The following is a 21,743-nucleotide window of genomic DNA, read 5'->3' on the forward strand; positions in this document are numbered from 1 at the left end:
AGGCTTGTACTGCGAGCTTGAGAACTCGCCGCCTAACGCATCGGATCGCCAAAGGTGCTAGGAGTCCAGCCACCTCGTTTGCGTCGAGTCTGGGGCGTCTGGTGGCTGCCTTTTTGGCAAAGCAGCGACAGACACTCGCAGTTGCTATCTTATCAGCCCCGTAACTAAAATATCCGCAGCGGTTCGGGGTGCTTCGGTGCTTCCCCACTGATACACGGGAGTGCTTCGAGCCGTCTTTTGGACTGGTTCCACGCTGGAACCGGTCCAACGTAACTAGTCTCACCGTGAGACTGACGACTCGTCGAGTATACGGCAGATGAGGGGAAGCCGTGCGGGATTTGCGGGGGATAGGTTAGTGCCAAGCCACTCTCTATCTGTTCCAATGAGACAAATAGCGTTCACAGCATAACATCAGAAATGCATCCAGCTGGCATTCTCGATTGAATCGCTATCGAACTAGTTGAGTTGATTCACAATCCAGTGTCCGTTTTTCTCGCAAAGGTCGTAACAAGCAGGATAAATGTCTTCAAGACATGCCCCCGCTACTTGCTCAGGGCGAAAGCGGGGAAGATCGATCTCGGATTCTATCCGCTCAGCTTGTCTTCTTCCACTTGCCGAGCAGCGCCTTAGCAAACCGAGATATGTTCTTCTTTGTTCTTTGTCATCTTCATTGGCTGGCGGCCAAGTAGAGCAATCAACCAAAACACATCCCGATGACCGAAAAACTGCAAGTACAAATGTTGCGCACCCTAGCCCAGTTGAATCAATGCCGGCCTCGATGGCACCTGTTTTAGTATCAAAACTTATATCTGGATCATACTTCAAGTTGTATGGGATACGCCGATTGATTTTAGACTTTGCGATCTTTTCGGCGAACACGGATAGGTACAGTGCCTCTGCACTATCGATACGTGGCGTAACGCACGGTTTAGCGATAGCACATGCCTCGTTTTGGAGCATCTCATGAAAAGCAAGATGAAGCCATTTCAATTCGTTGTTGCTCGCTCTATACGCGAGCCCCACGTGCAGATTGCAGTTAGGTGTTCGTTCGATCGTGACGGCAATGGAGTCCACGCCATTAGTGTCACGCGAGAATCGACTGGCATCCATAAAAGCTACTGATACTTGCTGAGTAGTGCCTTTGCTTCATCTTCGCCCCTGCGGCTGCCGAATACTTCCAAGGCTCTCTGATAAAAAGAGTTTCTTGAAGTCAGCTTTTGTTTTGCACCAAGTGTGATTCCTAACACTGTAATAATTACAGCATCGGCCAATCTGCTCGGGTCAAAACATCTGAGCACGGAATTGCATGCGACAAAATCACCGCTGTGTAGATAGTCGTCAAGATGATCCATCACCAGCATTACAGCCATGCGAGGCTCGTTCAATTCGCACAACCGGTAGGCTGTGCACATCAGCCTTTCTCGTGACTGCTCTAAACTGTTGGTTTCAGGGGCCGTGCTTGAAGTATCAATACTTAATAGTTGATACGAATCAGTCCTCTTGGCTGAATCCTGGGTGGCATCTTCAGCTAATACTTCAACAATTCTGATCGAAGCATTTTCCCCCACAGAGTTGCCTTGAGAGCGTGTGTCTTCAGGAATGCTTTGCCCTGCTTGTTCAATGCTCATGCAGTATGGAGTAGGCATTACTGAATATCTCCTTCGTGAACTATCTCTGCAGCCATCTTGGCTAGCTCATCCCATAACTTGTGAAGCGACTCGTGCTCTATTGACTCTTTCCGATCAGCGTCTGTATTGATGTCTAACTGCAGCACGCATCCATAATGTGTGTGAGAAATAACCGGTTGGTTTTGTGTTTGGTCGCCCGATACCGCTCTGATTGCAAACTTAGCTGCAGTCCATGTAGAGAGACGATTTATCGCAAGGCCAGCAATGACATCACTCTTTCGCGGTCGATTGATGCGGTATTGAAACTCCTGCGATGATGGGTCTACTTTGATGTCTTTTAGGCAAGTATCCAAGAACTTGTAGGTTTCTTCCTTGGAGTCTGTCTTGTAAACAAGGCGTGGAACAAATCCTATCCGTGTAATCTCGGGACATTCATCTAAAAACCAACCAAGTGTGTCATGAAACTCTTGGCTGGCTTGTTCAAAGCTTCCCAGGGATGGTAGTTCGTCTATGGAACCGTTTGTGACGTCAGGTACAGCACTTACATTCCATGTTACCTTTAGCGGGTCATTAGTTAGGCTGTAATGCTTGTTGTCGACTTTCGCTTCGTCGGTTCTTACTAGTGTCTTTCTTGTTGAGGAAAATTCATCACCAGCAATACGCTGGAACCAATCACTGGCACGCTCATGATGCAGATCGTGCTGTGCATCCTTATGAAATACCGTCATCTGCATTTCTAAGGTTAGCCACTGATTTAGCTGGTCTTGTGGTTGCGTGGTCATTAATCGATTTCGCTGAAGCGGTAGAGAGTTCAGTCTCACTTATCAATAATAGTCTAATGTCGGCACTTAATGGGGTAAACAAGACATTGCTATCGCAGGCTTTGGTTCACAATTCAAGCAGTATCTGTAAGTCGTTAATACACAAGGAGTTATGGCAATGCCGTGTGGTCGTGTTAGCTTGCCTATATGACCAGAACCACGACAGTTTGGAAGAAGTTACTCCTTGCTGCTTTCAAGAAGAGTGAATTGGTCCCTATTTATGGAAGCGATTGAATCGACACTTTGAGCAAGAAACTCGCAATCCAATCGATTGGAGTGGTGGTGCGGGCATCCGCATTTCGTGTGAGCGTCTACTCATTGACCTCCACCATCTCGCTGAGCGCTGGCGGGCACCACTCGTCCACCTTCTGGGCCTTCCGCTTGGCCCGTTCGACTTTACTCCACCCCTTGCGAATCTCCGCGCAAGCCTGGGCGATCTCTTCGGGCGACGGGTCAGGCATTCGCGGCTTGTTCGGCACTACGTCGCGTCCTTTCGTGAGGAAGGGCAGCGAGCGACACGCCGACAGATGCCACTCGCTGCCGCATTCCCACCGATGAGTATCGTTAGAGCTTGGCGGCTAGTTCTTCGCCGTAGCTCGCCCTGTAAATGCGGTGAAAGCTTTCAGCGTGCTTTGCCAACTGTGGGTGCTGGCGATAGGCTTGCATCTTCGCTGGTGAGCGTTGAATCTCGTGCCAGTGAGTAACGCCACATAGCTGCTTGAACCTATCGGCAGCCGCCTTGCCCATCAGCTCGCCGTAGGGTTCACCAGCAACGTTGCTTGGCAACTCCACTTCGTCCGTGTGCATACGTTGCTGTAGCTCGGTGGTGAAGTCGTCCCAGGTGCGGATGAAGTCAATCAAGCCCCGTTCCTTCGCCTGCTGAGCGGACCATACAGCACCCGTAGCCAGCTCGTTGCGAACATAAGAGACCGAGAGGTTTCGCCCCCTCGCCAGGTCCGCGAGAAACATCTCGTTTGTTGTGCTGACCAATTGGCGAATGGCGTCGATGTCCTCGGCGGTAACTTTCTTGCCAGGAAGTCCAACTTCCTTGAAGCGTCCTGTCGAGATAGGAATCACCCGAACGCCCAACCGCTCGTAGAGCTTTTCCGAGTCCGCCAGCACCATGATGGTTCCGATGGAGCCAACGAACGTTTGCCGCGTTGCCGTGATTGTGGTTGCCTGCGATGCCACATAAACCGCACCGCTAGCCAGCATCCCATCAGCGAACACATGAACCGGCTTAATCTTCGCTGCAGCGGCAACTCGCTCGGCTAACTGACTGCTGGCGATAGCAGACCCGCCGGGGGAGTCGCAGTACAGATAGATTTCGCCGATGTCGTCGTTGTAAGCAAGGTGCTGGATGGCAACGCCTACCACCTCCGCACCTAACCGGTTGATTTCGCCAACAAGAGGGACACAACCAGCCAAGTTAGACTTGGTCGACTTGGCTGGTTGCAGTTTCTTTCCTTCGGCGAGTGCCATCGCTATATCTGGCGTGACGACGAGAATGGTATCGGGACTCATCGGTTGATTCTCCTTAGTCGGCAATGAAGCCGTAATAGAAATTGGCAACAAGGTCCGCTTCCTGCTGCATTGTCTCAAGGTCCGCTTTCTTCGCGTCGTACTCGGCCTGCAGCTCATCGCGGTTAGCCAGCAGCGAAGAGACGTAGCTCTTCCACACCGCAGCATCCACCCAACGGGTAAGCGTCTTCCCTTCGGTCTTTTCCTCCACGGACAAACCGGCAGCCCTTGCCGCATTGACGGCACCTTGCGAATCGCCCTCAAGGTCCTTGATGGCGTCGATGTGGGTGAGCTTTGTATTCAGCTCGGCAACCTCAGCAGCCAATGGGGTTTTGTTCACCCGCTGATGAGCAAGGCTCGCTTCCCTGCGGATTGGCGTCGGTGCCAGGTTCTTGAGGCGGTTGCGAGCAACATCGAAGTCGTTAATCACCCGCTGCGTCTCTTGCTCTTTGGCTTCCAACGCATCGAGTTCTTTCTGCAGCTCTTTCATCTGCTTGGTGATCTCGGGCGACCGCTCTTTGAGGTTCTTCGCCGCGGTGTCGTGTGCCTTCACAGCTTTCGAGTACTGGCTGTGAGTCCCAGCGTTTTCAAGAGCCCGCATGGCCGTTCGGCAGCGTTGCCATTCAGCCAGCAGTGGCGAGCGAACAGAATCCCGCTCGAAGTCAGGCACGCCGAAAGTGTTCCAGATGGCTCGGGTGTGAATGTCGATGTCGCAGTATTCTTCGGCACCCATCAGCGACAGAAGTGCTGCATTCAGCTCATTTCCGCAGGCTTCTCGCATCTTCTCGAGAACTTGCTCCGCGGTGCTAGTGGTTTTGGTCGGCATAATATGCTCCTTGTAGGTGGGGGTAGCGGTTGGCTTCGGCGACCATCTGCTCGCGAAGTGCGGGGTATTTCTTGGCTATATGCGAAACCGCTTTGCTACGGCTGCAACCGGTTCGCTGTTGGTGCTCGTCGACTAGCCGAGTCCACTCGTTTTTTGCGTCGAAGCAGTGTCGACTAGCGTTGTACTGGGTGTAATCTTCCATCGTCTCATCTCCGTTTACTTAGGTAATACCAGCGCCACGCCTGCAGCCAACGAACACTGTCGACTAACACAGGCTTGCCGCGGGTTTGAACGATTTTCTCGAACGGTCGCCCCATCTCTTCGTGGATGTTGCGAGCTTTCTGCTCTCCCACGCCAATCATGTTCGCCATGTCCGTCAGCCGAACCCAGTTCTCGGTATTTGGCAGCGTTTTTGGTGGCTTTGAAGGCATGGGAATGATTGTTTGTTTTTTCAAAAATGAGGGTGGTGTGTGAATAAACCTGACTGGATAGCCGCTACGCGGGACCCCGGGCGGGGGGCTTGGAAGGACCCGTAGCCTACCCCCCGGGTGCCCCCGTCCCATCCTGAGACGCCCTCAGAGCCTCCAGGACAGCCAGGTCGCTCGGGGTGAAGTATCGCACCTCATCCAGCTCCAACGCTGGCTCCACGGCTGCTAGGTGTGCCAGGATTCGGAAACCATCGGTATCCAGGTCGAGCAACCGGCAACACCTGCCGAGACTCAGCAGCCTGGGTTCCTTCGGTACGTCGACGGATTGATAGTTAATGTTCATACGTCCAATTCTACCAACTAAGTGCTACTGCCACACTCACTAGAAGTCCGTCTGCGGACTCTAATTTCGACATTCGTGATTCGCTCTGGTTCGTACCATGCACGATCGACGTAACCACACTTCAGGCAATCGCGGTTTCGCAGTATGAATGAGCCACACCATCGCTTACCGTGAAGCTTGAGGTTTGCACCACACACCGGGCAGATGTTCAAAAGGGACATGTCGGATCCCCTCTGCGATTCGCCAAAATGGCTTCCATGCGTACTTCCTCGAATCGAACCATCGGTTCTTCAGCTTGTAGCTTCCGCTCGCACCGGTCGGTCAGATTCGGGGCTCGGTACTGCCCGCCTAAGCGTCGGTGCTTGCTCGCTGTGAATTGGCTTGTGTTGGCGTCCTGGTTCATTTGGTCACCTTGGGGGGTGGTCCGCTGTTTTGTTTTTCCGTTGTGTTCATTCCAGTGTTTGGGGGGGGGGCGGACTATATTTATATAGTCCGCACACAACACCCCCGGACGGGTGCACGGGGGGTGGTCCGTCAACCCAGTCCACCCCCCTCTAGAGCCTCGTTGGGGATGTAGTATTCGCGGCATTTGTTGCCACCTACGTTGGTCAATTCGTAGGCAACGTGCCCTTGGGATTGCAAAGCATCCAACCGCCGCTCAACTCGGTCGCGTCCCATGCCGACGGTTTCGCGTATCTTGCGAATAGATAGTCGCTCGTTCATCAGGGCGGCAACGATAGCCTTGTCCGCCTCGGCGTCCGCTTCGGCTCGTTGCTCCTGCTGCTTCGTGCGGGCTCCCTTTAGGTCTTTGGGGTTCGCCTGCTCATCCACACGCCACAATGGGAACTCCCAACGGAGCACCACGGGGTCGATACGCTTGAAGCTACGCACCGCAGCGTCGAGCACCATGCAACCTTCGTCGACATGCTCCCGGAGCACTAAATGCGAGTCAGCCGCCCGAGACTGGGAACCACCACCACTGCCAACGTCGGTAACTCGCTTGTCCGCCTGGTCCCCCTTGGTGGAATGGTGAACCATCCCCACCGCTGCCCCGGTTTTGGCAGCCAACTGGTCGGCACAGTTGTAGAAGTCTCTGTTCTCGTCGTTGGAGTTTTCGTTGGAGCCCTCGGCAGAGAAACGATACCGGGCATCTAGCAGGATAAACGAGTAGTGCCCGTGGGGAACGTCGTCGAACTCACGCATAAGCTGTGGTAGTGTCCGCATGTTCCCCCGTAGGCTCCACACCTCGACCGTGTCGGCGTAGTCTTCGTGGTCCAGCCCCATCGCAGTTATCACGCTAGCGAGCCGATTCGATAGGGTGGCTGCATGCAATTCGTTGTCGATTAACAACACTCTGCCGCGGCGAGTCTCAAACCGGTCGAGCCAGGGACGACCGGAACCAATCGAGAACAAGATGCCGTACCCCGTCCACGACTTGTTAGACTTGGTTGCTCCCACGATGTTGAATATCTCGCCCTTGCGGAACAACCCGTCGACAACCGGCTCGTGCAGCTTCGGGTGCTGCTCACGCAACTGGTCGACCGTGAACTTGGCAATCGGTGCCATGACTTGCTTGGCGTCGCTCTCCGGCTCCTGTGGGGCGTCTGCTGGCGTCCACTCAGTCGTCGCGATGGCAAGCTTGGTCATACGCTTGGCGATGTCGTCAGGCTCCGCAGAGTCTCCGAACTCGATGTCGAGCCAGTCCGAGAAGTCTCCCTTCGGTGGCAGGTTCGGCAGCTCGAGTATCCGAACGCTTTCGGCTACCCCATGAAGCGACGCGGCTACCTGTTGGGCGTGCATTCGTCCCGGTTCATCGTTGTCGGGAACGATTACCACGTTAGTGTCAGCGAAATACTTGGCGAGTGAATCGGTCCACTTGCCAGCCCCCGACACGTTGGTGGTAGCAGTCAGTCCGATTTCGTTGGCAGCGTCGCAATCCTTTTCACCCTCGAAGATGAACCGAATGTCGCTAGACTCCAGCAGCCGGGGCAGCTCATACGGAACTAGCTCGGCGTCGCCGCGCCCGCTAACCCAATTGCCGCTAGCATCCTGGTGCCACTGACGAAAGGTTTTTTTTCCGGGAACAACCGCTCCGGTTTCGTCGATAGCTTCGTGCCGACGAACTTGATACAGCAGATTTCCCTCGGGGTCGGTGTAGTCGTAGGTCGCAAGCACCTTGCCAGAATATAGCTTCTGCTTCTTTGGTTTTTGTGCAGAACTCTGCACGCTTTTGCTTTGCCCGTTGGTGTAGTGACCGGCAAGCCCGTCTTCATACATCAGGTCGGACAGGTCCAGCCGCATCGCTGCCACCACGTCCTTGGTGTCGCATCCTGCATGGCAGTGAATCAGGCACCGCCCATCGTCGCCACGACAGACACTAAGGCTTGCGGTGCGGTCCTCATGTGCCGGGCATTGGGCGGACCATTGTTTACCAGACTGGCGAACACCCTCTAGGCGGTCGAGCACTTGTTGCACGGGGTCAGTGTTCATCGGCTGCCCCCCGAGAACACTAGAAAATCTATCGGCTTGCTATGAAGACAGCCGCGGCGGTACGCTAATTCTTCTGGCGGCATTAGCCGCTGCCTTGTACAATCCATTTGCAGAATCTCCTATGAGCCCGTACCGGTTGCAGCCGGGCGGGCTTTTTCTTGCACCCGCGGGGCGGTTGTGGGTTAGAGTCCGAGCCGCTCAGCTTCGCGCTCAGCGCGAGCGATGGCCGCCTCGCGCTGGCGGTTGGTGCGGTTTGATTGAACGGCGGTCGTGCCATTCGCCGCAGCGGTCGTGCCTTCGACAAAACGCGCGTGAGCTTCGCGGGTGGTGTACCTCTTGCCACCCTCATTGAACGACTCTAAGCGAACACCGCGAACGCCGCGTTGTGCCCATCGCCATACTGTGCAGACGTTAACGCCTCGCTCCTGAGCAAGCTTGGTGAAGGTGATTTTCTGCTCTTGTAAAAGTGTCATTTTGATGCTCTCGCAATGCCCAAAAAAGAAACGGGAACCACCGCCACGAATGGCGATGATTCCCGTTTTAAGCACGCGATATAGGCTGCGATACGACAGCGCAATACGCTGTCCTACATCTTTTTCCGATGCCGACTCCCGTGCCTGGGCCTGGGATTCTCGGTGTTTCTCTGCACGGTTCGTGCAGAGACGTTAAAAACATCGGCCACTCGTTCGGTCGCCTTTGTGTAGCTCGTACCATCGGCCATCAGCGATTCAACTGCCGGTTGGTATTTGCCGTGCTGTCCCGTGTAACACTCATTCAAAGATGAGATATTCGCCTTGCCTCGTTCACTCATTTTTGCGAATGCCGCATCCCACTGAACAAACTGCGACCACTGCTGGCCGAACGTCAAACAAGAGTCAGCCAGCATTTCGATAACAGACGAACGATTGACGCATTCACCTTGCAGCGTCTCGTAACACCCGACAGCGATGGCGGCGTTAGTGTAGGCCATGCAGAGAGTCTGCAGACGGATGAACCGGCGGCGTTTTTCACGGTGCTTGCGGGTGTCGTAATCGGGCGTCCGCAGATCGATACGGAATCCGTGAAACAACTGGAATCGCCGTAGCTTACCGTCAAGCTCGATCGTGTAATCGGCTGAGTCGTCAGCCGAGGTAACCTCTTGGTCCGCAAAATCATGGCAGATAATGCGTGCTATCCATTCACGTTTGTCTAGCAGTTCATCAAGAGTACCGCTCTCGGAGTAAGGTCGACCGACAAGATAGCCATCGTGGAACGGGATGGTGTCGTACTTCTCGCCCGCTTGTGTGACGACGCGCATCTTCGGCTTTGGGGTGGCTTTCTTCGCCATTTTGCAATCTCCTATTCGTGTCAGGGCGACCGGCCGGCCACCGCGGGGAGATTGCGTCCGCAGTGATCGGCCGGTCTGTGTGGTTAATTACTCCACAACCCAGCAATTGAGTAAATCCTAGCCTATCTGCTTTGCTACTTCGATGCCCTTGGCAATATCTCGCTCGGCGTAAACTTGCGTTACGTTGGCCTGGGAATGCCCTAGAATGATTTGCGCGGCTTCGAGCCCGAACTCGCGGCGAACTTCGGTAGCGGTCAGATGTCGCAATTGATTGGGCGACCAGTGCTCTAGCCCGTTATCCTCGCAAGCCCGCTGTATGGCTCGGGCGTAGCTCTGAGTAATGTATCGCCTGCCGGGCTTGCGGGCCGGTTTTCGCTTCCGGTTGGTGCCTGGGCTATTGCCGCAGCTCATGGGCGTAGTGCGATTGGCATGAGCTACGTCGTGCCGATGCTTCATTGCTTCGGCTGGCGAGAAACAATAGTCTTCCGCTGGTCTTAGTAGATAGGGGCGAAGCACTTCCTGCCCTTTGGGGCCAATCAGAAGAACGCGCTCCCGCCCATGGTGGGCGGTTTTGTGTTTCGGCAATTTGGCTACCCAAATATCGCGGCTACGATCCACGTCGCACGGGCGCAGAACGCAGATTTCGCCGGGGCGCGCCCCGGTCAGCATTTGCAGTTGAACCATTGCCGACACGGTTGGCGACAAGTGCTTGAGGGTGGCATCGACCAGCGGTTTTGCCACCGGCTTAATAGCTTCTGTCTCACGGACGCTAGAGCGACCTAGTCGCAATGGTGTGACCATCTTGAGAGACTGCGGGACAGTTGGAGGTATCATCGCCTCCCCCGCTGCCCAAGTGAACGCTTGGATTATCTGCCGCATTTTCTCATTGATGTACTTACGGCTAAGGTCTTCGTCGATAAGGGTTTGTCGCACCGCCTTGAACTCCCGCGGTCCGAACTCCGCCGCGTTTGTGCGGCTGTAGAGTCGCTTGAGTGGCTCCATGCCACGCTTGAGGTTAGCATAGCTGCCACGGGTGCCCCCGCCGTAGTACCGCTTGGCGTACTTGAGAAACGCGACCACCAATTCGAGTACCGTGATCTCTTCGACTGCAACTTCGATCGCCCGACCGTTGGCGAGCCACTCAGCAACAAGCCGGTCGTACTCGGTCTTGCTAACCTTGGTCCCGTGCGGGCCTAGATAGTGGTCGACTCCGCAGAGTGTGACAACGGCTTGGCCGCTGGCACGGTGCTTCCGGTATTTGGGTACAGATTGAACTAGCTTCGGCATAGCGGACGCTCCCATATGTTGTGGGTCGCCAAAACGGTATGTACCGTTTTGTGACCTTAGGAAACGCCGCGCTTCCGAACGCCGGAAGGTGAAAAAGTAGCTGGTTTTCTCGGCTCTTTTTAGAGTGGGCGATGAGGGACTCGAACCCCCGACATCCACGGTGTAAACGTGGCGCTCTAGCCAACTGAGCTAATCGCCCGGATTCTTACCAGTACCGACACTTCCGCTCGGGGATGGGTTCGGTGCTGACTCGAATGTGGAATGGTAGCCGCTTGGGGTTTGGTGTGTCAATGCGGGCTTGGTTATTGGGGGAACCGTGGGGGGAGTTCGGCTGCGGTGGGTGGTGCGGTATAACCGGGGAATCACCGATTTCTTTCTGCCTGAGCTAGGAATCTTCGATCATGGCATTGCTGATCAAAAATGGCCGTATTGTGACGGCGACCGACGACTATGTGGCTGATATCCTGTGCGACGAGGGCAAAATTGCCGCCATCGGGCACGACCTGACCGCGCCGGCCGGCGACGAGGTGTTCGACGCCACGGGACAGTTCGTGTTTCCCGGATTCATCGATCCGCATGTCCATATCTATATGGAGTTCATGGGTACCTTTGCCAAGGACGATTACGACTCGGCCAGCCGGGCGGCGTTGGTGGGGGGAACCACCACGCTGATCGAAATGTGCTGCCCGAGCCGGCAGGAGGATCCGCTTGAGGCCTTCGACTTGTGGATGAGCAAGGCCGAGGGCATTTCGTCGTGCGACTATACCTTCCACATGGGAGTCACCCGCTTCGACGATACCACAGAAGCCAAGCTGCGAACGATCGTCGACCGCGGAATCACCAGTTTCAAGGTGTTCTTGGCCTACAAAGACTTCTTTGGTGTGAACGACACCGAATTGTTCCGCACGCTGAAACTGGCTAAGGAGCTTGGGGTGGTGGTCACCGCCCACTGCGAAAACGAAACCCTGATCGCCGAGCGGCAGCAGCTGCTGCTTGCCGAGGGCAAGACGGGCCCTGAATGGCACGAGCCTTCGCGGCCTGTGCAAGTGGAGGCCGAAGGCGTCCATCACCTGATGTCGTTTGCCGAGGCTACCGGTGCTTCGGTCTACGTGGTGCATACGAGCAACCAACCTGCGATCGAAGCTGCCATGGCCGCCCGGGCGCGCGGTGTTGACGTGATGTTAGAGACCGTGATTCCCTATCTGACGCTCGACAACACGTACGCCGAGCAAGGTGATTTCGAAGGGGCGAAGTTCGTGATGTCGCCACCGATTCGGAGTCGCGAACATCAGGACTACCTATGGAATGCACTGGCTTCGGGCGTCGTCAGCACGGTTGCTACCGATCACGCACCATTCGATTTTTCCGCACAAAAAGAGATGGGCCGTGGCGACTTCACCAAGATACCGAACGGATTGCCTTCGATCGAAGATCGCGTCAACTTGCTCTACACCTACGGCGTGAAGCGAGGTCGTATCGACCTACATCGCTTCGTCGACGCCGCTAGTACTCAGGCTGCGAAGCGTTTTGGGTTGTTCCCTCGCAAGGGGACGATCGCCTTGGGAGCCGATGCCGACTTGGTGGTTTACGACCCCACGTATCAAGGGCACATCACCGTGGCCAATCAGCAGATGGCGGCCGATTATAATCCCCACGAAGGTTGGGAGATTGAAGGCCGCCCGAGCCTGGTCACCGTGCGTGGCGAGGTGCAAGTACGCGACGGTGTCTTTGAAGGCGAAGCCGGTCGGGGCGAGTTCCTGGCACGCACGCTTCCCTCGACGATTCATTAATATTCACCACTAACTACGATTGAAACTGTCATGAAGACTGTCACACTGCGCGATGCGGCTACGGGGAACTCGGCTTCGATCCTGATCGATCTGGGATTCAATTGTTATGAGTGGACGGTTCAGTTTGCCGATGGTCCGCAGGATCTGTTGTGGGCCGAGGATGGTTTCGCCGCCGGCGATCGCCGCCCGAGCGGCAGCGGCATTCCCCTGCTGTTTCCATTTCCAGGACGCATCGGTCACTCGCAGTACAGCTACGAGGGACGCGACTACGTACTCGATCATGATCCCGCCCGCCCGCATGCGTTGCATGGATTCGTATTCAATCGCCCGTGGAAAGTCATCGAGCAGACCGATACCAAGGTGGTCGGCGAGTTTCATGCGGCCGAGGTCGATCCTACGATTCTTGAGCACTGGCCCAGCGACTTCACGGTAGTAGCGAGCTACGAACTGGTTGGCAACGAGCTTCGGTTCGAGGCCGAGTTTGCAAACTCCGGCGAAGGTCCCCTGCCCTGGGGATTTGGTACGCATGCTTACTTGCGGTTGCCGATGGCCAGCGGTTCGGCCACGGCCGACACCCTGCTCACCGCCCCGCTCGATCGTGAATGGCCGATGGTCGACATGCTTCCGACCGGTGAGCAGACCAAACTTGCAGAGGACATAACCTTCTCGGGGGGGCTGAAGCTAGGCGAGCGGAAGTTCGATACTGTGTACGCCAATGCGGTGGAGCAAGGAATGGTACAAACCGTGGTAGCCGATCCCATGAGCGGCCGCCGGGTGGTGCAGGAGTACGAGGCCAGCGAGTACCCCGTGGCGGTGGTTTACACGCCGGGCGACCGTCAGGCGGTCTGCATCGAGCCCTACACCTGCGTGCCCGACCCGTTCCGGCTCGAGAAAATGGGAATTTCCACAGGGCTTCATGTTCTGAAGCCTGGTGAAAAGGCAGCGACCAAGGTAGTGCTGAGAGCCGAGGAATAGCCGTCTTGTGCGGTTAGCCGATGGCTTCAAGGCGTTTCTTGCGAACAGGTTATGCACATTTTCACTAGACCGCAAGAATGCCATAACCGTTGGGCTGAGAATAACTTACGTCGCGCAAGCGGGAATTCCGAACGCCCTGGGGGTGGGCGCTATCCGCCAATCGGTTAATTTGAAGGGGTACTCATCGTCTCCTTAAGGATCTCGTGAGACCTGTTGATGATACCGCTACTAACTCGCCGAATGCAGAAGTTCGCTTCGCAAGACTGCCAATTGGTCGATCGCGATCAATTTTGCCGTTTGCTTTTGGGTTTTACCCACATGGAACGTTTGGATGACCCAGTGAACGACATGCGTGGGCTTCGCGATCTTGAGACCGGCAAGGTCTATCTTATCGATCGGGCGAAGCTAGCTGGCATTTCGATTCATTGGCGATAGCAAGAGAGAAGTGCATGTCGCCTACGATTGCGGACTTTCAGAATCTCATCAAAGAGATGTACGGAGAGAAGGATGTCGCCCGCGGCGTCGATGGCACCTTCATGTGGTTGATGGAAGAAGTAGGCGAACTGGCATCGGCCTTGCGTGAGGGAACTCACCAGGAGCAGAAGGAAGAGTTTGCCGACGTGCTAGCATGGCTCACCACCATCGCGAATGTGGTGGGAGTCGATCTGAGCGAAGCGGTGCGCGAGAAATACGGTAGCGGCTGTCCTGGCTGCAGCAATCTGGTTTGCACCTGCGACGATGCAGAAAAGCCATAATCTGAGTTTGCAGGGAACCGTTTCTGGCGGTGCTAGCATCGCCGATCTGGTCTTTTGCTGGCTGGGAACATTGCTATACTCCCGCTGGCTTTCGAAAACCCTCCCCCTGCCCTCCCGCCATGTTCACCGCCGACGCTTCCCCTAGCGAACCTTGCCCGCGGTATTGTTGGACCTCCAGCAATGCCCAGCGGTGCTGCTTGGTGCTCGGCGTCCTGCTCTGCAGTTTGGTTGGTTGTGGCACTACGCGAACCACCTCGACTTCTCGCACTGCGACTGAGCAGCTACTGATTTCCGATGCGATTGATCGGGCGGTGACGCAGCTAAACTTTCGGGTGCTAGCTGGGCAGAGTGTGTATCTGGATGACGCAGCATTGGGCTCGGCAGTGGATCGGCAGTACATGTCGAGCAGTATTCGTCAGCATCTGCTCGCGAGCGGGTGCACGATCAGCGAGCATCGCACCGACGCTGATTTTGTGGTGGAAGCTCGCGCTGGGGCGGTGGGAACCGATAGCCACGATCTGATGTTCGGTATTCCGGCGATTCAGATTCCCGATATTCTAGCTCTCGACGGGACGATGCCTTCGGCCATTCCGGAGGTGGCAGTCGCCAAGCGTCAGGACCAACGTGGTCTCGTGAAACTGGCGGTGTTTGCTTATCACCGTGAATCCGGCATGCCTGTCTGGCAGAGCGGCATGGCGATGAGCGAAAGCTCAGCCCGCAACCTGTGGGTGATGGGCGCAGGACCGTTCCAGAAGGGAACGATCTACGACGGAACCAACTTCGCCGGGCGGGATATTAAGGGAGCCCTGGTGATGGGCGACCGCGGAGACGAGGGGGAGTCGTTCGAACTAGGTCAGCAGGCTTCGTTTGCGTCGCCGCTGTTGTTTGAGGAAGAACCGGTGGCTGAAGGCCCGGCAGCGGAAGTCGCCAATCAACCCGGCGGGGGTGGCAAGTAAATTGCCGAGAGACCCGCGGTTCTTTAATGCTACCTGGCTACGATTTCAGCCTCAGCAAAGGATTCGCTGCGACTCAGCAGTCCACAAAGTCGAGCGGATGCTCGCTATTGGGGTCTTCGATCCGGATGCTTTTGCGACCGTGCAGCACGTCGTCGATCAACGAACCAATCAGCTTTGCTCGCCAGCCTTTGGCGAGAATCGGTTGCTCGCCATCTGCGGCGTTGCCAAAGCCCAGGCGGTAAGCTACCAGGTCTCGAATGTCGCTCGCAGTGCAGGCCAGGCTCGTGGCCAGGCTCGATCGGCGGCACACGCTGGTAATTGCCGGTGAGAGCACCTGTCCCAGCAGTTGCAGTTGAGGAGGCATCGCCCGCCCGCGAGGAGGCTTTAAGTCGTCGAGCGAGGCGTTGAGGCCGCGTTCGACGCACTCGGCAATCTCCTCGATGGAGTTCTTTACCGGGCGGTAATTCATGCCGCGGACAGCTTTAATCTTGTCGGGCGTAGAGCTTTTGCGTTTGGCCAATTCCACCAGCAAGTCGTCTCGCAGGACTCGCCGGGGAGGGATGTTGCGTTTCTCGGCTTCTTCCTGACGCCAGAGCCAGAGTTCGCGTACGATCGCCAGGCTGCGAGGAGGCAGGTTGCCGATGCCCGAAACCCGTTTCCACCGTTGACGGGTGCGAGCGGTCGTGACTTCTTCGATAAACGCGGCGGTTTCTTCATCGAGCCAAGCGGTGCGGCCCAGCTTCTCGACTTTCAGCTTGATCCGTTCGTACAGTTCGAACAGGTAGCGAACGTCCTCGAGGGCGTAGTCGAGTTGGGCCTCGGTCAGGGGGCGACGCCGCCAGTCGGTGCGCTGCTCGCCCTTCTGGGCCTTCTGATTGAGTATGCGAGTGACCACCGACGCGTAGGCGGCCGGGTATTCGTGCGAACAGAACGCTGCAGCGAGCTGAGTATCGAACAGGTTTGCTGGAGGACGCCCGATGGCGTTCAGCGAGAAGTTGATTTCTTCGCGGGCCGCGTGGGCAATCGTCACATGGTCGCCATCGGCTAGGGCTAGCCAAAAGGGTTCCATATCGGGGACTTTTTGAGGATCCACGATGGCCATGCCATGTTCGGTAACTACCTGTACCAGGCAAAGCTCGGGGCGAAAGGTATCCTCCGACACGAACTCGGTGTCAAAGCCAACTAGCTTGGAGTCGGCAATTTGTTCACAGAGCTCGGCGAGTTCGGCCTTAGTGTTGATCCTCTGGTAATCCACGACGGTGACTGCAAAACGAGGCGGGGCAAGGTTTTAAAAGCTCTATTGTAGCGTATTTGGCCCGCGCCTGGGGAGAGCGAATCACAGCCCTGCGGCGAAGCACACTCAGCTGGTGTTTCTTCCGATGCAGCCGGAATAACCGTTACATCAGCTCGAACCAGGCAATAAACACCAGGACCGGGAGCAAGAATACGACACTATAGCCCACGTACCCGAAAAAGCTGGGCATTCTTACGCCCGCTTTTTCGGCAATAGCACGTACCATGAAGTTGGGGCCGTTGCCAATGTAGGTCATGGCACCCATGAACACCGCACCCAAGCTGATGGCGACCAGAGTCTGGTACTCCACGTTGGTGCCAGCCACAAAGTGCCCGTGCCCGCCAGGAGCGGCTTCGGCAGTTTTGAAGAACACCAGATAGGTCGGAGCGTTGTCGAGCACGCTCGACAGGCCACCAGTGATGAAATAGTAGTGCAGTGGAGTCAATTGACCGTCGGCAGCACCGATCAGGGTGCCAAGCTCACCGCCGTATTGCCCGAGGATCTGCAGCGCGGGTTGCATGCAGATGAAGATGCCGCAGAACAGCGCGGCGACTTCGACAATCGCGTGGTAGTTGAAGCTGTTGCGCCGGCGAATGTCCGTGGAGCCCAGCCAAAGCGCCAGGCCGACCAAGGCCAATTGAGCGACTTCGCGAGAGAACATCCAAGGATGGATGTTGGTGCCTGGAAGGGTTTTGGTGGGATCAAGCAACGCAACGGCCAGCACCACGCCGAACAGCAACGGCAAGTTGAGCGCCAGGCCTTCGAAGCGAAGCTTGGTGGTGTGGGTGATGTCGCGATAGATGTCGGCCACGGTCTCCCGACGGTAGTAGGCAAACTCGTCGAGCAGCAGGTACATGCCAATCAGGATACCATTGGTAATGAGCCACGGCTTCCAGAGGGCGAACAACGTCCAGGTAAAGCTAACCCCTTCCAGGTAACCCAAGAAGAGGGGAGGATCGCCGATCGGCAGTAAGCAGCCACCGCAGTTGCAAACGATAAAGATGAAAAACACCACCGTATGCACGACGTGCTTACGTTCGGCATTGGTTTCCAATAGCGGACGGATTAGTAGCATCGCCGCACCAGTGGTACCGATAAAGCTGGCCAACAGACCACCGGCGGCCATGAAGCTGGCGTTGGTCATCGGGTTGGCTCGCAAGTCGCCACCGATGCGAATGCCGCCGCTAATGGTATACAGGCTGAATAGCAGCACAATGAATGGGATGAACTCGCTGATCAGGGCGTTGCCGATAATGGCTCCGGCCATGGACCAGTTGGCCCCCACGGCATTCGGCTGAGCGACATAATGGTAAGGCCAGTGTCCATCGACGGGGTGAGCATGCATGAACAAGTAGTACAGCAAGGTCACTACGCCGAGCGATGCGGCTACTTTAAAGCGGTTGATGTTCTCTTCCCACCAGTGCTCAATTGCTGGAATCAACGGGAACACGGCAATGGCCGCCAGAATCATGATAAACGGCAGCACCGTCCAGAACGGCGGTGCGGTGGCCGCATGGGCTTCGCCCGGGGCCTCGGCAGCTGGAGTTTCGGTGGCATGCTCATGCACTTCCGGCGATTCGCTGGCGTGCGGATCGACCGACTCCGTCGCGTGACCATCGGCTCCCTCTGCTCCATGGGCTTCGCCATGGTGCAGGTGATCGACGATCAACTGAGTTCCATATTGGGGCAGCCCCAAGCTCAGGGATACGACATAGGCGAGGACGGTAGCTGCAATAGCAGCGACAACTCCGCCCCCGGAGCTGTTACTCGAAGCATGCGACATAGGGGCAACCGGCGAGGCAGTAGCAGACATAGCTTAAGTGACTCCGCAACCGTTTTGGCGAATGTCCCAATTGGATTGGCACTGAACTGTGGATGGCTGTACGGAGCATCAGACGCATCTCGCCTTTCGAAGCGAATACGTCAACTGCCTGCCCCGCAGTCTACAAAGGGTAGTACACCCACGACCAACTGCGATGGAATCTATCTCACCTAAGGGAGTCACACGGACGGTCATGATTTGATAGAATCGGCACAAACCTTTCAAGTGGCCTTTTAATGGTGTTCTGCTAGAATGGCCGGTGCGGCGATTAACACGGCAAACCTGCCAGAGCTCGCAGAGTACCTACCTTAAGTTCTCGGGTAAGCAATTCAAATGCCATTGCTACTTGTGAGTGTGGTGAATGATCGAGAAGCTCGGCAGGCGATGACTGCTGGAGCTGATTGGATCGATATCAAGCAACCCGCTCGCGGTTCGTTAGGCATGGCCGATGCCGATGCGATTTGCACCGCTGTGCAAGCCATTGCAGGAGAACGGCCCGTGAGCATCGCTCTCGGTGAACTCGTCAAATGGAACGACACTGCCGCGTTGGAGCCTCAGCAATTCGCTGGCGTCGCGCGCGTGAAAGTCGGTCTGGCTGGCACCGCGCCGGGGGGCAAATGGCAGCCCGAGTGGCGCGATCGCTGGCTAAGCTTGTGCGAATCGTTGCCAGCCGGAGTCGAGCCGGTGGCCGTCCATTACGCGGATTGGCTATTGTGCGATGCCCCTTCGTTCGACGAATTGCTCTCGGCCGCTTTAACAGCCGGCTGTTCCAGCATGTTGATCGATACCTACTACAAGTCGGGCCGCTCGCTGGTGCACCATTACACGACTAGCGAGCTGACCGAGCTGGTTCGCCGCGCGCACCAGTCGGGGCTCGAGTTCGTCGCTGCAGGCAGCTTGCGTTTCGAGCACCTGCCGACCGTAATCGCGGCAGGTGCCGACATCGTTGCTGTGCGTGGCGCTGCGTGCTTAACGGACGATCGCACCTCGCCGCTCTGTGCGGAACGCGTGGAGGAACTCAAGAAGTTCCTCGCGTACGAACCCCTCAGCGACTCGCGTTAGCCTAGGTTGCGGAACGACTAGTTGTCGATCACTCGATTATTTTCAATCGTAATGTTGGTCTCCGGGGTTGAGTTGAACCGCACCGGCGGCGTATCCGGCGTGGCCAGTTGCCAGGTGTTTTCGCTCACGAAGTTCTCGCCTGCTCGATGGAACCGCAACGGCGAGCGGGCGATGCCGCGGAAGGTGTTCTGGCGGATCGTCCAGCCGGTCGTTCCTTCGTCGAGGAACATGCCATTCGATTCGGCGCGTCCCAGGTTCAGTGGAACGTCTTCGATCACGTTACCTTCGATCACACTGTTCGGCTGGAGTCCCAAAGTGTAGATGCCCCCTCCGTCGCTCAGGGTCTGCATCACCCGCACGATATGATTGTTGGCAATCCGATTGTTACCAGCTGGGGTCGGTGTCGGGTTCCACATCCACCCGAGCGAAATGCCCGTGTAGGGACAGTCGCTGATTTCATTATCCGAAATCTGGAGCTGCTTAAGGAATCCACCCCAGATGGCGACCGCACCGGGGAGCAATTGTCCACAATGGCTGATCGTGCATTTGGTCACCACGTTGTTGGTAGCCACCTCGGCGGGAGCCGCCTGCCACCAGGCCTGGCCGTTCACGCTGCGCGAACTATCCTCGCCCAGGTTCAGGGCGTTGCCACCAATGTCGTCGAACTTGCACTGCTCGATGCGACAGTCCGTCGTGCGACTGCCGAGCCAAAGTCCACAGTTGCCAAGACCAACGAACTCGCAGTCGCGAACGATCGCCTGCTCGGCAACCTCCACGTGAACTGCGGAGGAAAGCCCTTGCCGGCCTTGGTGAATCATGTCGCCATTCGCGTCGCGAGCCTGCAGGTTCGCCGCCTGCACGCAGGCCATTCCCCCCGGGGGCATGGGGAATCGTGTTCCTGTAAAACGAATGTTCTGAATCACCAAGTGCTTTAGAGGAGCCTCGTCGGTGCCTGTAGCAACGATCAATTGCTCGACCACAGGCAGCGCAACATTCGGAGCCGAGGCATCGTCGCCTGCAACGACAACCAGTTCTTCCGCAGCGACATCCACGTACCACTCGCCGGGCAGGTCGGCAAACGCTTCATGCCCTTCCAAGTAGTAACGCGGTTGTTTCTCGAAGTGGTCGATCGCGTAGTGGGGAGCATCTGCTCCGATCGGCCCCACGGTTTTCAGTTCGTGCGATTCGGCGTCGATCGACTTCACCGGCAACCGGCTACTCGACCAGTCGTGCAGCAGTACCAAGTCGCACACGTGTCCTTCTAAAGGCAGCGGGCTCGGAAGATCGTTGACCTCGTACAAAAATCCGCTACGACGGTCAGGCAGGCATTCGACGATGCGATAGTAACCTTCGTTCGGAGTGCGCGCGGCGGTTTGCAGTTTGTGACCAACAAGCATCACTCGCGGGATACCATTCGCCCGCCAGGTGGTTGGTAAAGGGTAACGCCAGCGGCCATCGGCATCTTTGGTCGGCACGCCGAGTTGCTCCGCGCCCGAAATGGTTACGTGCTTGCAATCGGGAGTTGGCTCGATGGTAAGTCCCTCGCCGACAATTTCTCCATTGAGCTCAATGGTTTGGCTCAGCTGGTAAACCCCACCTGTGAGTTGCAAGCGAACCGGCGCGGTGTCGCCGGTGCTTCTCATCTGACGAACCTCCGCGAGGGCTGCCCGCAGCGCGGCTTCGGTCGGTTCGGAAACCAGCTTTGTGGTCTCTGCCTTGGCGGAGCCGAACGATACGAGAGCCGTCAGGCTAAGTAGTAATACGCTAGGAACACTTCGCAGGCGGGACATGGCAGGACCACGTGGGGCTAAAGGCGAATGAGATTGCTGGCAGGCGATCCGCCACCAGGCCAGGCATGGCGGTCAGTATACGCCCGGGACGATCGGCAAGAAAAGCAACGCCCCCAGCCTACCGGCGACACGAAAGTAACTCGATAGCCAGTCGGTGTTCGGCATCCGATCATCAGCTTACCTATCCTGTTCTCCTTCTGTGCGTCGAAGTCCACAGTTCCCCTTAGGGGGCTAATCTACTCGGCTGGGCGCAATAGATTCCCACCGCTGCGCATATAGATTCCCAATTTACCCACCGATGGGAAAATTGAATCTTCGCCCACGCTACAAAACCTGTGGTTTTCGGCTGCGAATAGATTCCCATTTCCAATATCGCATCGAGTGGGAATCTATTTTCACGATGGGTATCAATCGCAAGTCGTTGATGGATAACAAGTTGCATCAACACCTCCTTCGAAAGTGCCCAAAATAGATTCCCACCCATGGGAAACTATTTTGGTTGGATGTTGGGGGTTCGATTTCGGAATGCGGAATGTCTTTTGAGGGAGCTTCCAGCGACCCAGCCCCACCACAGCTTTGACAACCGCGCAGCAGCGAACCTGGGCGCACACGAACCATCGCCTGCGCA

At 56.4% G+C, this 21,743-nt stretch carries 21 protein-coding genes and 1 tRNA gene; 6 read left to right on the forward strand and 16 right to left on the reverse strand.

The genetic code is table 11. From position 1 onward, the window contains the following. Positions 1 to 456: 456 nt before the first annotated feature. The 13 genes from Pan181_RS11265 to Pan181_RS11315 form a co-directional block, all read right to left on the reverse strand. Positions 457 to 1,110, reverse strand: coding sequence for a hypothetical protein (locus Pan181_RS11265; RefSeq protein ID WP_145246905.1), 654 nt, complete (start codon positions 1,108 to 1,110; stop codon positions 457 to 459). 5 nt (positions 1,111 to 1,115) lie between these two features. Next, complete coding sequence (locus Pan181_RS11270; RefSeq protein WP_197529169.1) at positions 1,116 to 1,628, reverse strand: hypothetical protein; 513 nt, start codon at positions 1,626 to 1,628, stop codon at positions 1,116 to 1,118. Positions 1,629 to 1,645: 17 nt separating this feature from the next. Continuing rightward, positions 1,646 to 2,410, reverse strand: a complete 765-nt coding sequence (locus Pan181_RS11275) for a hypothetical protein (RefSeq protein WP_145246907.1) — start codon at positions 2,408 to 2,410, stop codon at positions 1,646 to 1,648. Between the two features lie 350 nt (positions 2,411 to 2,760). Continuing rightward, positions 2,761 to 2,910: a hypothetical protein gene (locus tag Pan181_RS26095; RefSeq protein WP_197529170.1), complete on the reverse strand. Its 150-nt coding sequence runs from the start codon at positions 2,908 to 2,910 to the stop codon at positions 2,761 to 2,763. A 103-nt stretch (positions 2,911 to 3,013) separates the two neighbouring features. Further along, complete coding sequence (locus Pan181_RS11280; RefSeq protein ID WP_197529171.1) at positions 3,014 to 3,973, reverse strand: S49 family peptidase; 960 nt, start codon at positions 3,971 to 3,973, stop codon at positions 3,014 to 3,016. A 13-nt stretch (positions 3,974 to 3,986) separates the two neighbouring features. Then, positions 3,987 to 4,796 carry an AAA family ATPase gene (locus tag Pan181_RS26100; protein ID WP_197529172.1) on the reverse strand — a complete coding sequence of 270 codons (810 nt, stop codon included), beginning with the start codon at positions 4,794 to 4,796 and terminating at the stop codon, positions 3,987 to 3,989. Continuing rightward, complete coding sequence (locus Pan181_RS11285; RefSeq protein WP_145246909.1) at positions 4,777 to 4,998, reverse strand: hypothetical protein; 222 nt, start codon at positions 4,996 to 4,998, stop codon at positions 4,777 to 4,779. The genes Pan181_RS26100 and Pan181_RS11285 overlap by 20 nt, the downstream gene beginning before the upstream one ends. Positions 4,999 to 5,002: 4 nt before the next feature. Further along, on the reverse strand, positions 5,003 to 5,251 hold the full coding sequence (locus tag Pan181_RS11290) for a hypothetical protein (RefSeq protein WP_145246910.1): 249 nt from the start codon (positions 5,249 to 5,251) through the stop codon (positions 5,003 to 5,005). Between the two features lie 850 nt (positions 5,252 to 6,101). Next, positions 6,102 to 8,057, reverse strand: coding sequence for an AAA family ATPase (locus Pan181_RS11295; protein WP_145246911.1), 1,956 nt, complete (start codon positions 8,055 to 8,057; stop codon positions 6,102 to 6,104). A gap of 182 nt (positions 8,058 to 8,239) precedes the next feature. Then, a complete protein-coding gene (locus Pan181_RS11300) occupies positions 8,240 to 8,530 on the reverse strand; it encodes a DUF1580 domain-containing protein (RefSeq protein WP_145246912.1) in 291 nt (96 codons plus the stop codon). 113 nt (positions 8,531 to 8,643) lie between these two features. Then, positions 8,644 to 9,384, reverse strand: coding sequence for a hypothetical protein (locus Pan181_RS11305; RefSeq protein ID WP_145246913.1), 741 nt, complete (start codon positions 9,382 to 9,384; stop codon positions 8,644 to 8,646). 117 nt (positions 9,385 to 9,501) lie between these two features. Then, complete coding sequence (locus tag Pan181_RS11310; RefSeq protein WP_145246914.1) at positions 9,502 to 10,671, reverse strand: tyrosine-type recombinase/integrase; 1,170 nt, start codon at positions 10,669 to 10,671, stop codon at positions 9,502 to 9,504. Between the two features lie 125 nt (positions 10,672 to 10,796). Next, positions 10,797 to 10,870, reverse strand: a tRNA-Val gene (locus Pan181_RS11315). Positions 10,871 to 11,072: 202 nt separating this feature from the next. On the opposite strand from Pan181_RS11315, the gene hydA reads away from it, so the two are divergent. The 5 genes from hydA to Pan181_RS11340 all read left to right on the forward strand — a co-directional run bounded on the left by hydA (position 11,073) and on the right by Pan181_RS11340 (position 15,147). Then, positions 11,073 to 12,461 carry a dihydropyrimidinase gene (hydA, locus tag Pan181_RS11320; RefSeq protein WP_145246915.1) on the forward strand — a complete coding sequence of 463 codons (1,389 nt, stop codon included), beginning with the start codon at positions 11,073 to 11,075 and terminating at the stop codon, positions 12,459 to 12,461. Positions 12,462 to 12,491: 30 nt separating this feature from the next. Continuing rightward, positions 12,492 to 13,436, forward strand: a complete 945-nt coding sequence (locus Pan181_RS11325; RefSeq protein WP_145246916.1) for an aldose 1-epimerase — start codon at positions 12,492 to 12,494, stop codon at positions 13,434 to 13,436. 216 nt (positions 13,437 to 13,652) lie between these two features. Then, positions 13,653 to 13,871 (forward strand): hypothetical protein, encoded by a 219-nt coding sequence (locus Pan181_RS11330; RefSeq protein WP_145246917.1) that lies wholly within the window; start codon positions 13,653 to 13,655, stop codon positions 13,869 to 13,871. Between the two features lie 14 nt (positions 13,872 to 13,885). Beyond that, a complete protein-coding gene (locus Pan181_RS11335; protein WP_145246918.1) occupies positions 13,886 to 14,191 on the forward strand; it encodes a MazG nucleotide pyrophosphohydrolase domain-containing protein in 306 nt (101 codons plus the stop codon). A gap of 119 nt (positions 14,192 to 14,310) precedes the next feature. Then, positions 14,311 to 15,147, forward strand: coding sequence for a DUF6655 family protein (locus Pan181_RS11340; protein WP_145246919.1), 837 nt, complete (start codon positions 14,311 to 14,313; stop codon positions 15,145 to 15,147). A gap of 73 nt (positions 15,148 to 15,220) precedes the next feature. On the opposite strand, the gene Pan181_RS11345 is transcribed toward Pan181_RS11340, so the two are convergent. Both Pan181_RS11345 and Pan181_RS11350 read right to left on the reverse strand, forming a co-directional pair. Further along, the gene (locus tag Pan181_RS11345; RefSeq protein WP_145246920.1) at positions 15,221 to 16,402 is read right to left on the reverse strand and encodes a ribonuclease D; all 1,182 of its coding nucleotides are present in this window, start codon (positions 16,400 to 16,402) and stop codon (positions 15,221 to 15,223) included. A gap of 142 nt (positions 16,403 to 16,544) precedes the next feature. Further along, positions 16,545 to 18,254, reverse strand: coding sequence for a sodium:proton antiporter (locus Pan181_RS11350; RefSeq protein ID WP_197529173.1), 1,710 nt, complete (start codon positions 18,252 to 18,254; stop codon positions 16,545 to 16,547). 342 nt (positions 18,255 to 18,596) lie between these two features. On the opposite strand from Pan181_RS11350, the gene Pan181_RS11355 reads away from it, so the two are divergent. Continuing rightward, on the forward strand, positions 18,597 to 19,325 hold the full coding sequence (locus Pan181_RS11355) for a (5-formylfuran-3-yl)methyl phosphate synthase (protein ID WP_145246921.1): 729 nt from the start codon (positions 18,597 to 18,599) through the stop codon (positions 19,323 to 19,325). Between the two features lie 17 nt (positions 19,326 to 19,342). Here Pan181_RS11355 and Pan181_RS11360 read toward each other — a convergent pair whose 3' ends face one another. Then, positions 19,343 to 21,115 carry a right-handed parallel beta-helix repeat-containing protein gene (locus tag Pan181_RS11360; RefSeq protein WP_145246922.1) on the reverse strand — a complete coding sequence of 591 codons (1,773 nt, stop codon included), beginning with the start codon at positions 21,113 to 21,115 and terminating at the stop codon, positions 19,343 to 19,345. Positions 21,116 to 21,743: the final 628 nt, after the last annotated feature.

This window comes from Aeoliella mucimassa, from assembly GCF_007748035.1.
Taxonomy (GTDB): Bacteria; Planctomycetota; Planctomycetia; order Pirellulales; family Lacipirellulaceae; genus Aeoliella; species Aeoliella mucimassa.

Coding starts and splice junctions, on each gene's coding strand:
- Pan181_RS11265 (WP_145246905.1), bottom strand. CDS start 1,110: ATGGATGCCAGTCGATTCTCGCGTGACACTAATGGCGTGGACTCCATT.
- Pan181_RS11270 (WP_197529169.1), bottom strand. CDS start 1,628: ATGAGCATTGAACAAGCAGGGCAAAGCATTCCTGAAGACACACGCTCT.
- Pan181_RS11275 (WP_145246907.1), bottom strand. CDS start 2,410: ATGACCACGCAACCACAAGACCAGCTAAATCAGTGGCTAACCTTAGAA.
- Pan181_RS26095 (WP_197529170.1), bottom strand. CDS start 2,910: ATGCCTGACCCGTCGCCCGAAGAGATCGCCCAGGCTTGCGCGGAGATT.
- Pan181_RS11280 (WP_197529171.1), bottom strand. CDS start 3,973: ATGAGTCCCGATACCATTCTCGTCGTCACGCCAGATATAGCGATGGCA.
- Pan181_RS26100 (WP_197529172.1), bottom strand. CDS start 4,796: ATGCCGACCAAAACCACTAGCACCGCGGAGCAAGTTCTCGAGAAGATG.
- Pan181_RS11285 (WP_145246909.1), bottom strand. CDS start 4,998: ATGGAAGATTACACCCAGTACAACGCTAGTCGACACTGCTTCGACGCA.
- Pan181_RS11295 (WP_145246911.1), bottom strand. CDS start 8,057: ATGAACACTGACCCCGTGCAACAAGTGCTCGACCGCCTAGAGGGTGTT.
- Pan181_RS11300 (WP_145246912.1), bottom strand. CDS start 8,530: ATGACACTTTTACAAGAGCAGAAAATCACCTTCACCAAGCTTGCTCAG.
- Pan181_RS11305 (WP_145246913.1), bottom strand. CDS start 9,384: ATGGCGAAGAAAGCCACCCCAAAGCCGAAGATGCGCGTCGTCACACAA.
- Pan181_RS11310 (WP_145246914.1), bottom strand. CDS start 10,671: ATGCCGAAGCTAGTTCAATCTGTACCCAAATACCGGAAGCACCGTGCC.
- hydA (WP_145246915.1), top strand. CDS start 11,073: ATGGCATTGCTGATCAAAAATGGCCGTATTGTGACGGCGACCGACGAC.
- Pan181_RS11325 (WP_145246916.1), top strand. CDS start 12,492: ATGAAGACTGTCACACTGCGCGATGCGGCTACGGGGAACTCGGCTTCG.
- Pan181_RS11330 (WP_145246917.1), top strand. CDS start 13,653: ATGATACCGCTACTAACTCGCCGAATGCAGAAGTTCGCTTCGCAAGAC.
- Pan181_RS11335 (WP_145246918.1), top strand. CDS start 13,886: ATGTCGCCTACGATTGCGGACTTTCAGAATCTCATCAAAGAGATGTAC.
- Pan181_RS11340 (WP_145246919.1), top strand. CDS start 14,311: ATGTTCACCGCCGACGCTTCCCCTAGCGAACCTTGCCCGCGGTATTGT.
- Pan181_RS11350 (WP_197529173.1), bottom strand. CDS start 18,254: ATGTCTGCTACTGCCTCGCCGGTTGCCCCTATGTCGCATGCTTCGAGT.
- Pan181_RS11355 (WP_145246921.1), top strand. CDS start 18,597: ATGCCATTGCTACTTGTGAGTGTGGTGAATGATCGAGAAGCTCGGCAG.
- Pan181_RS11360 (WP_145246922.1), bottom strand. CDS start 21,115: ATGTCCCGCCTGCGAAGTGTTCCTAGCGTATTACTACTTAGCCTGACG.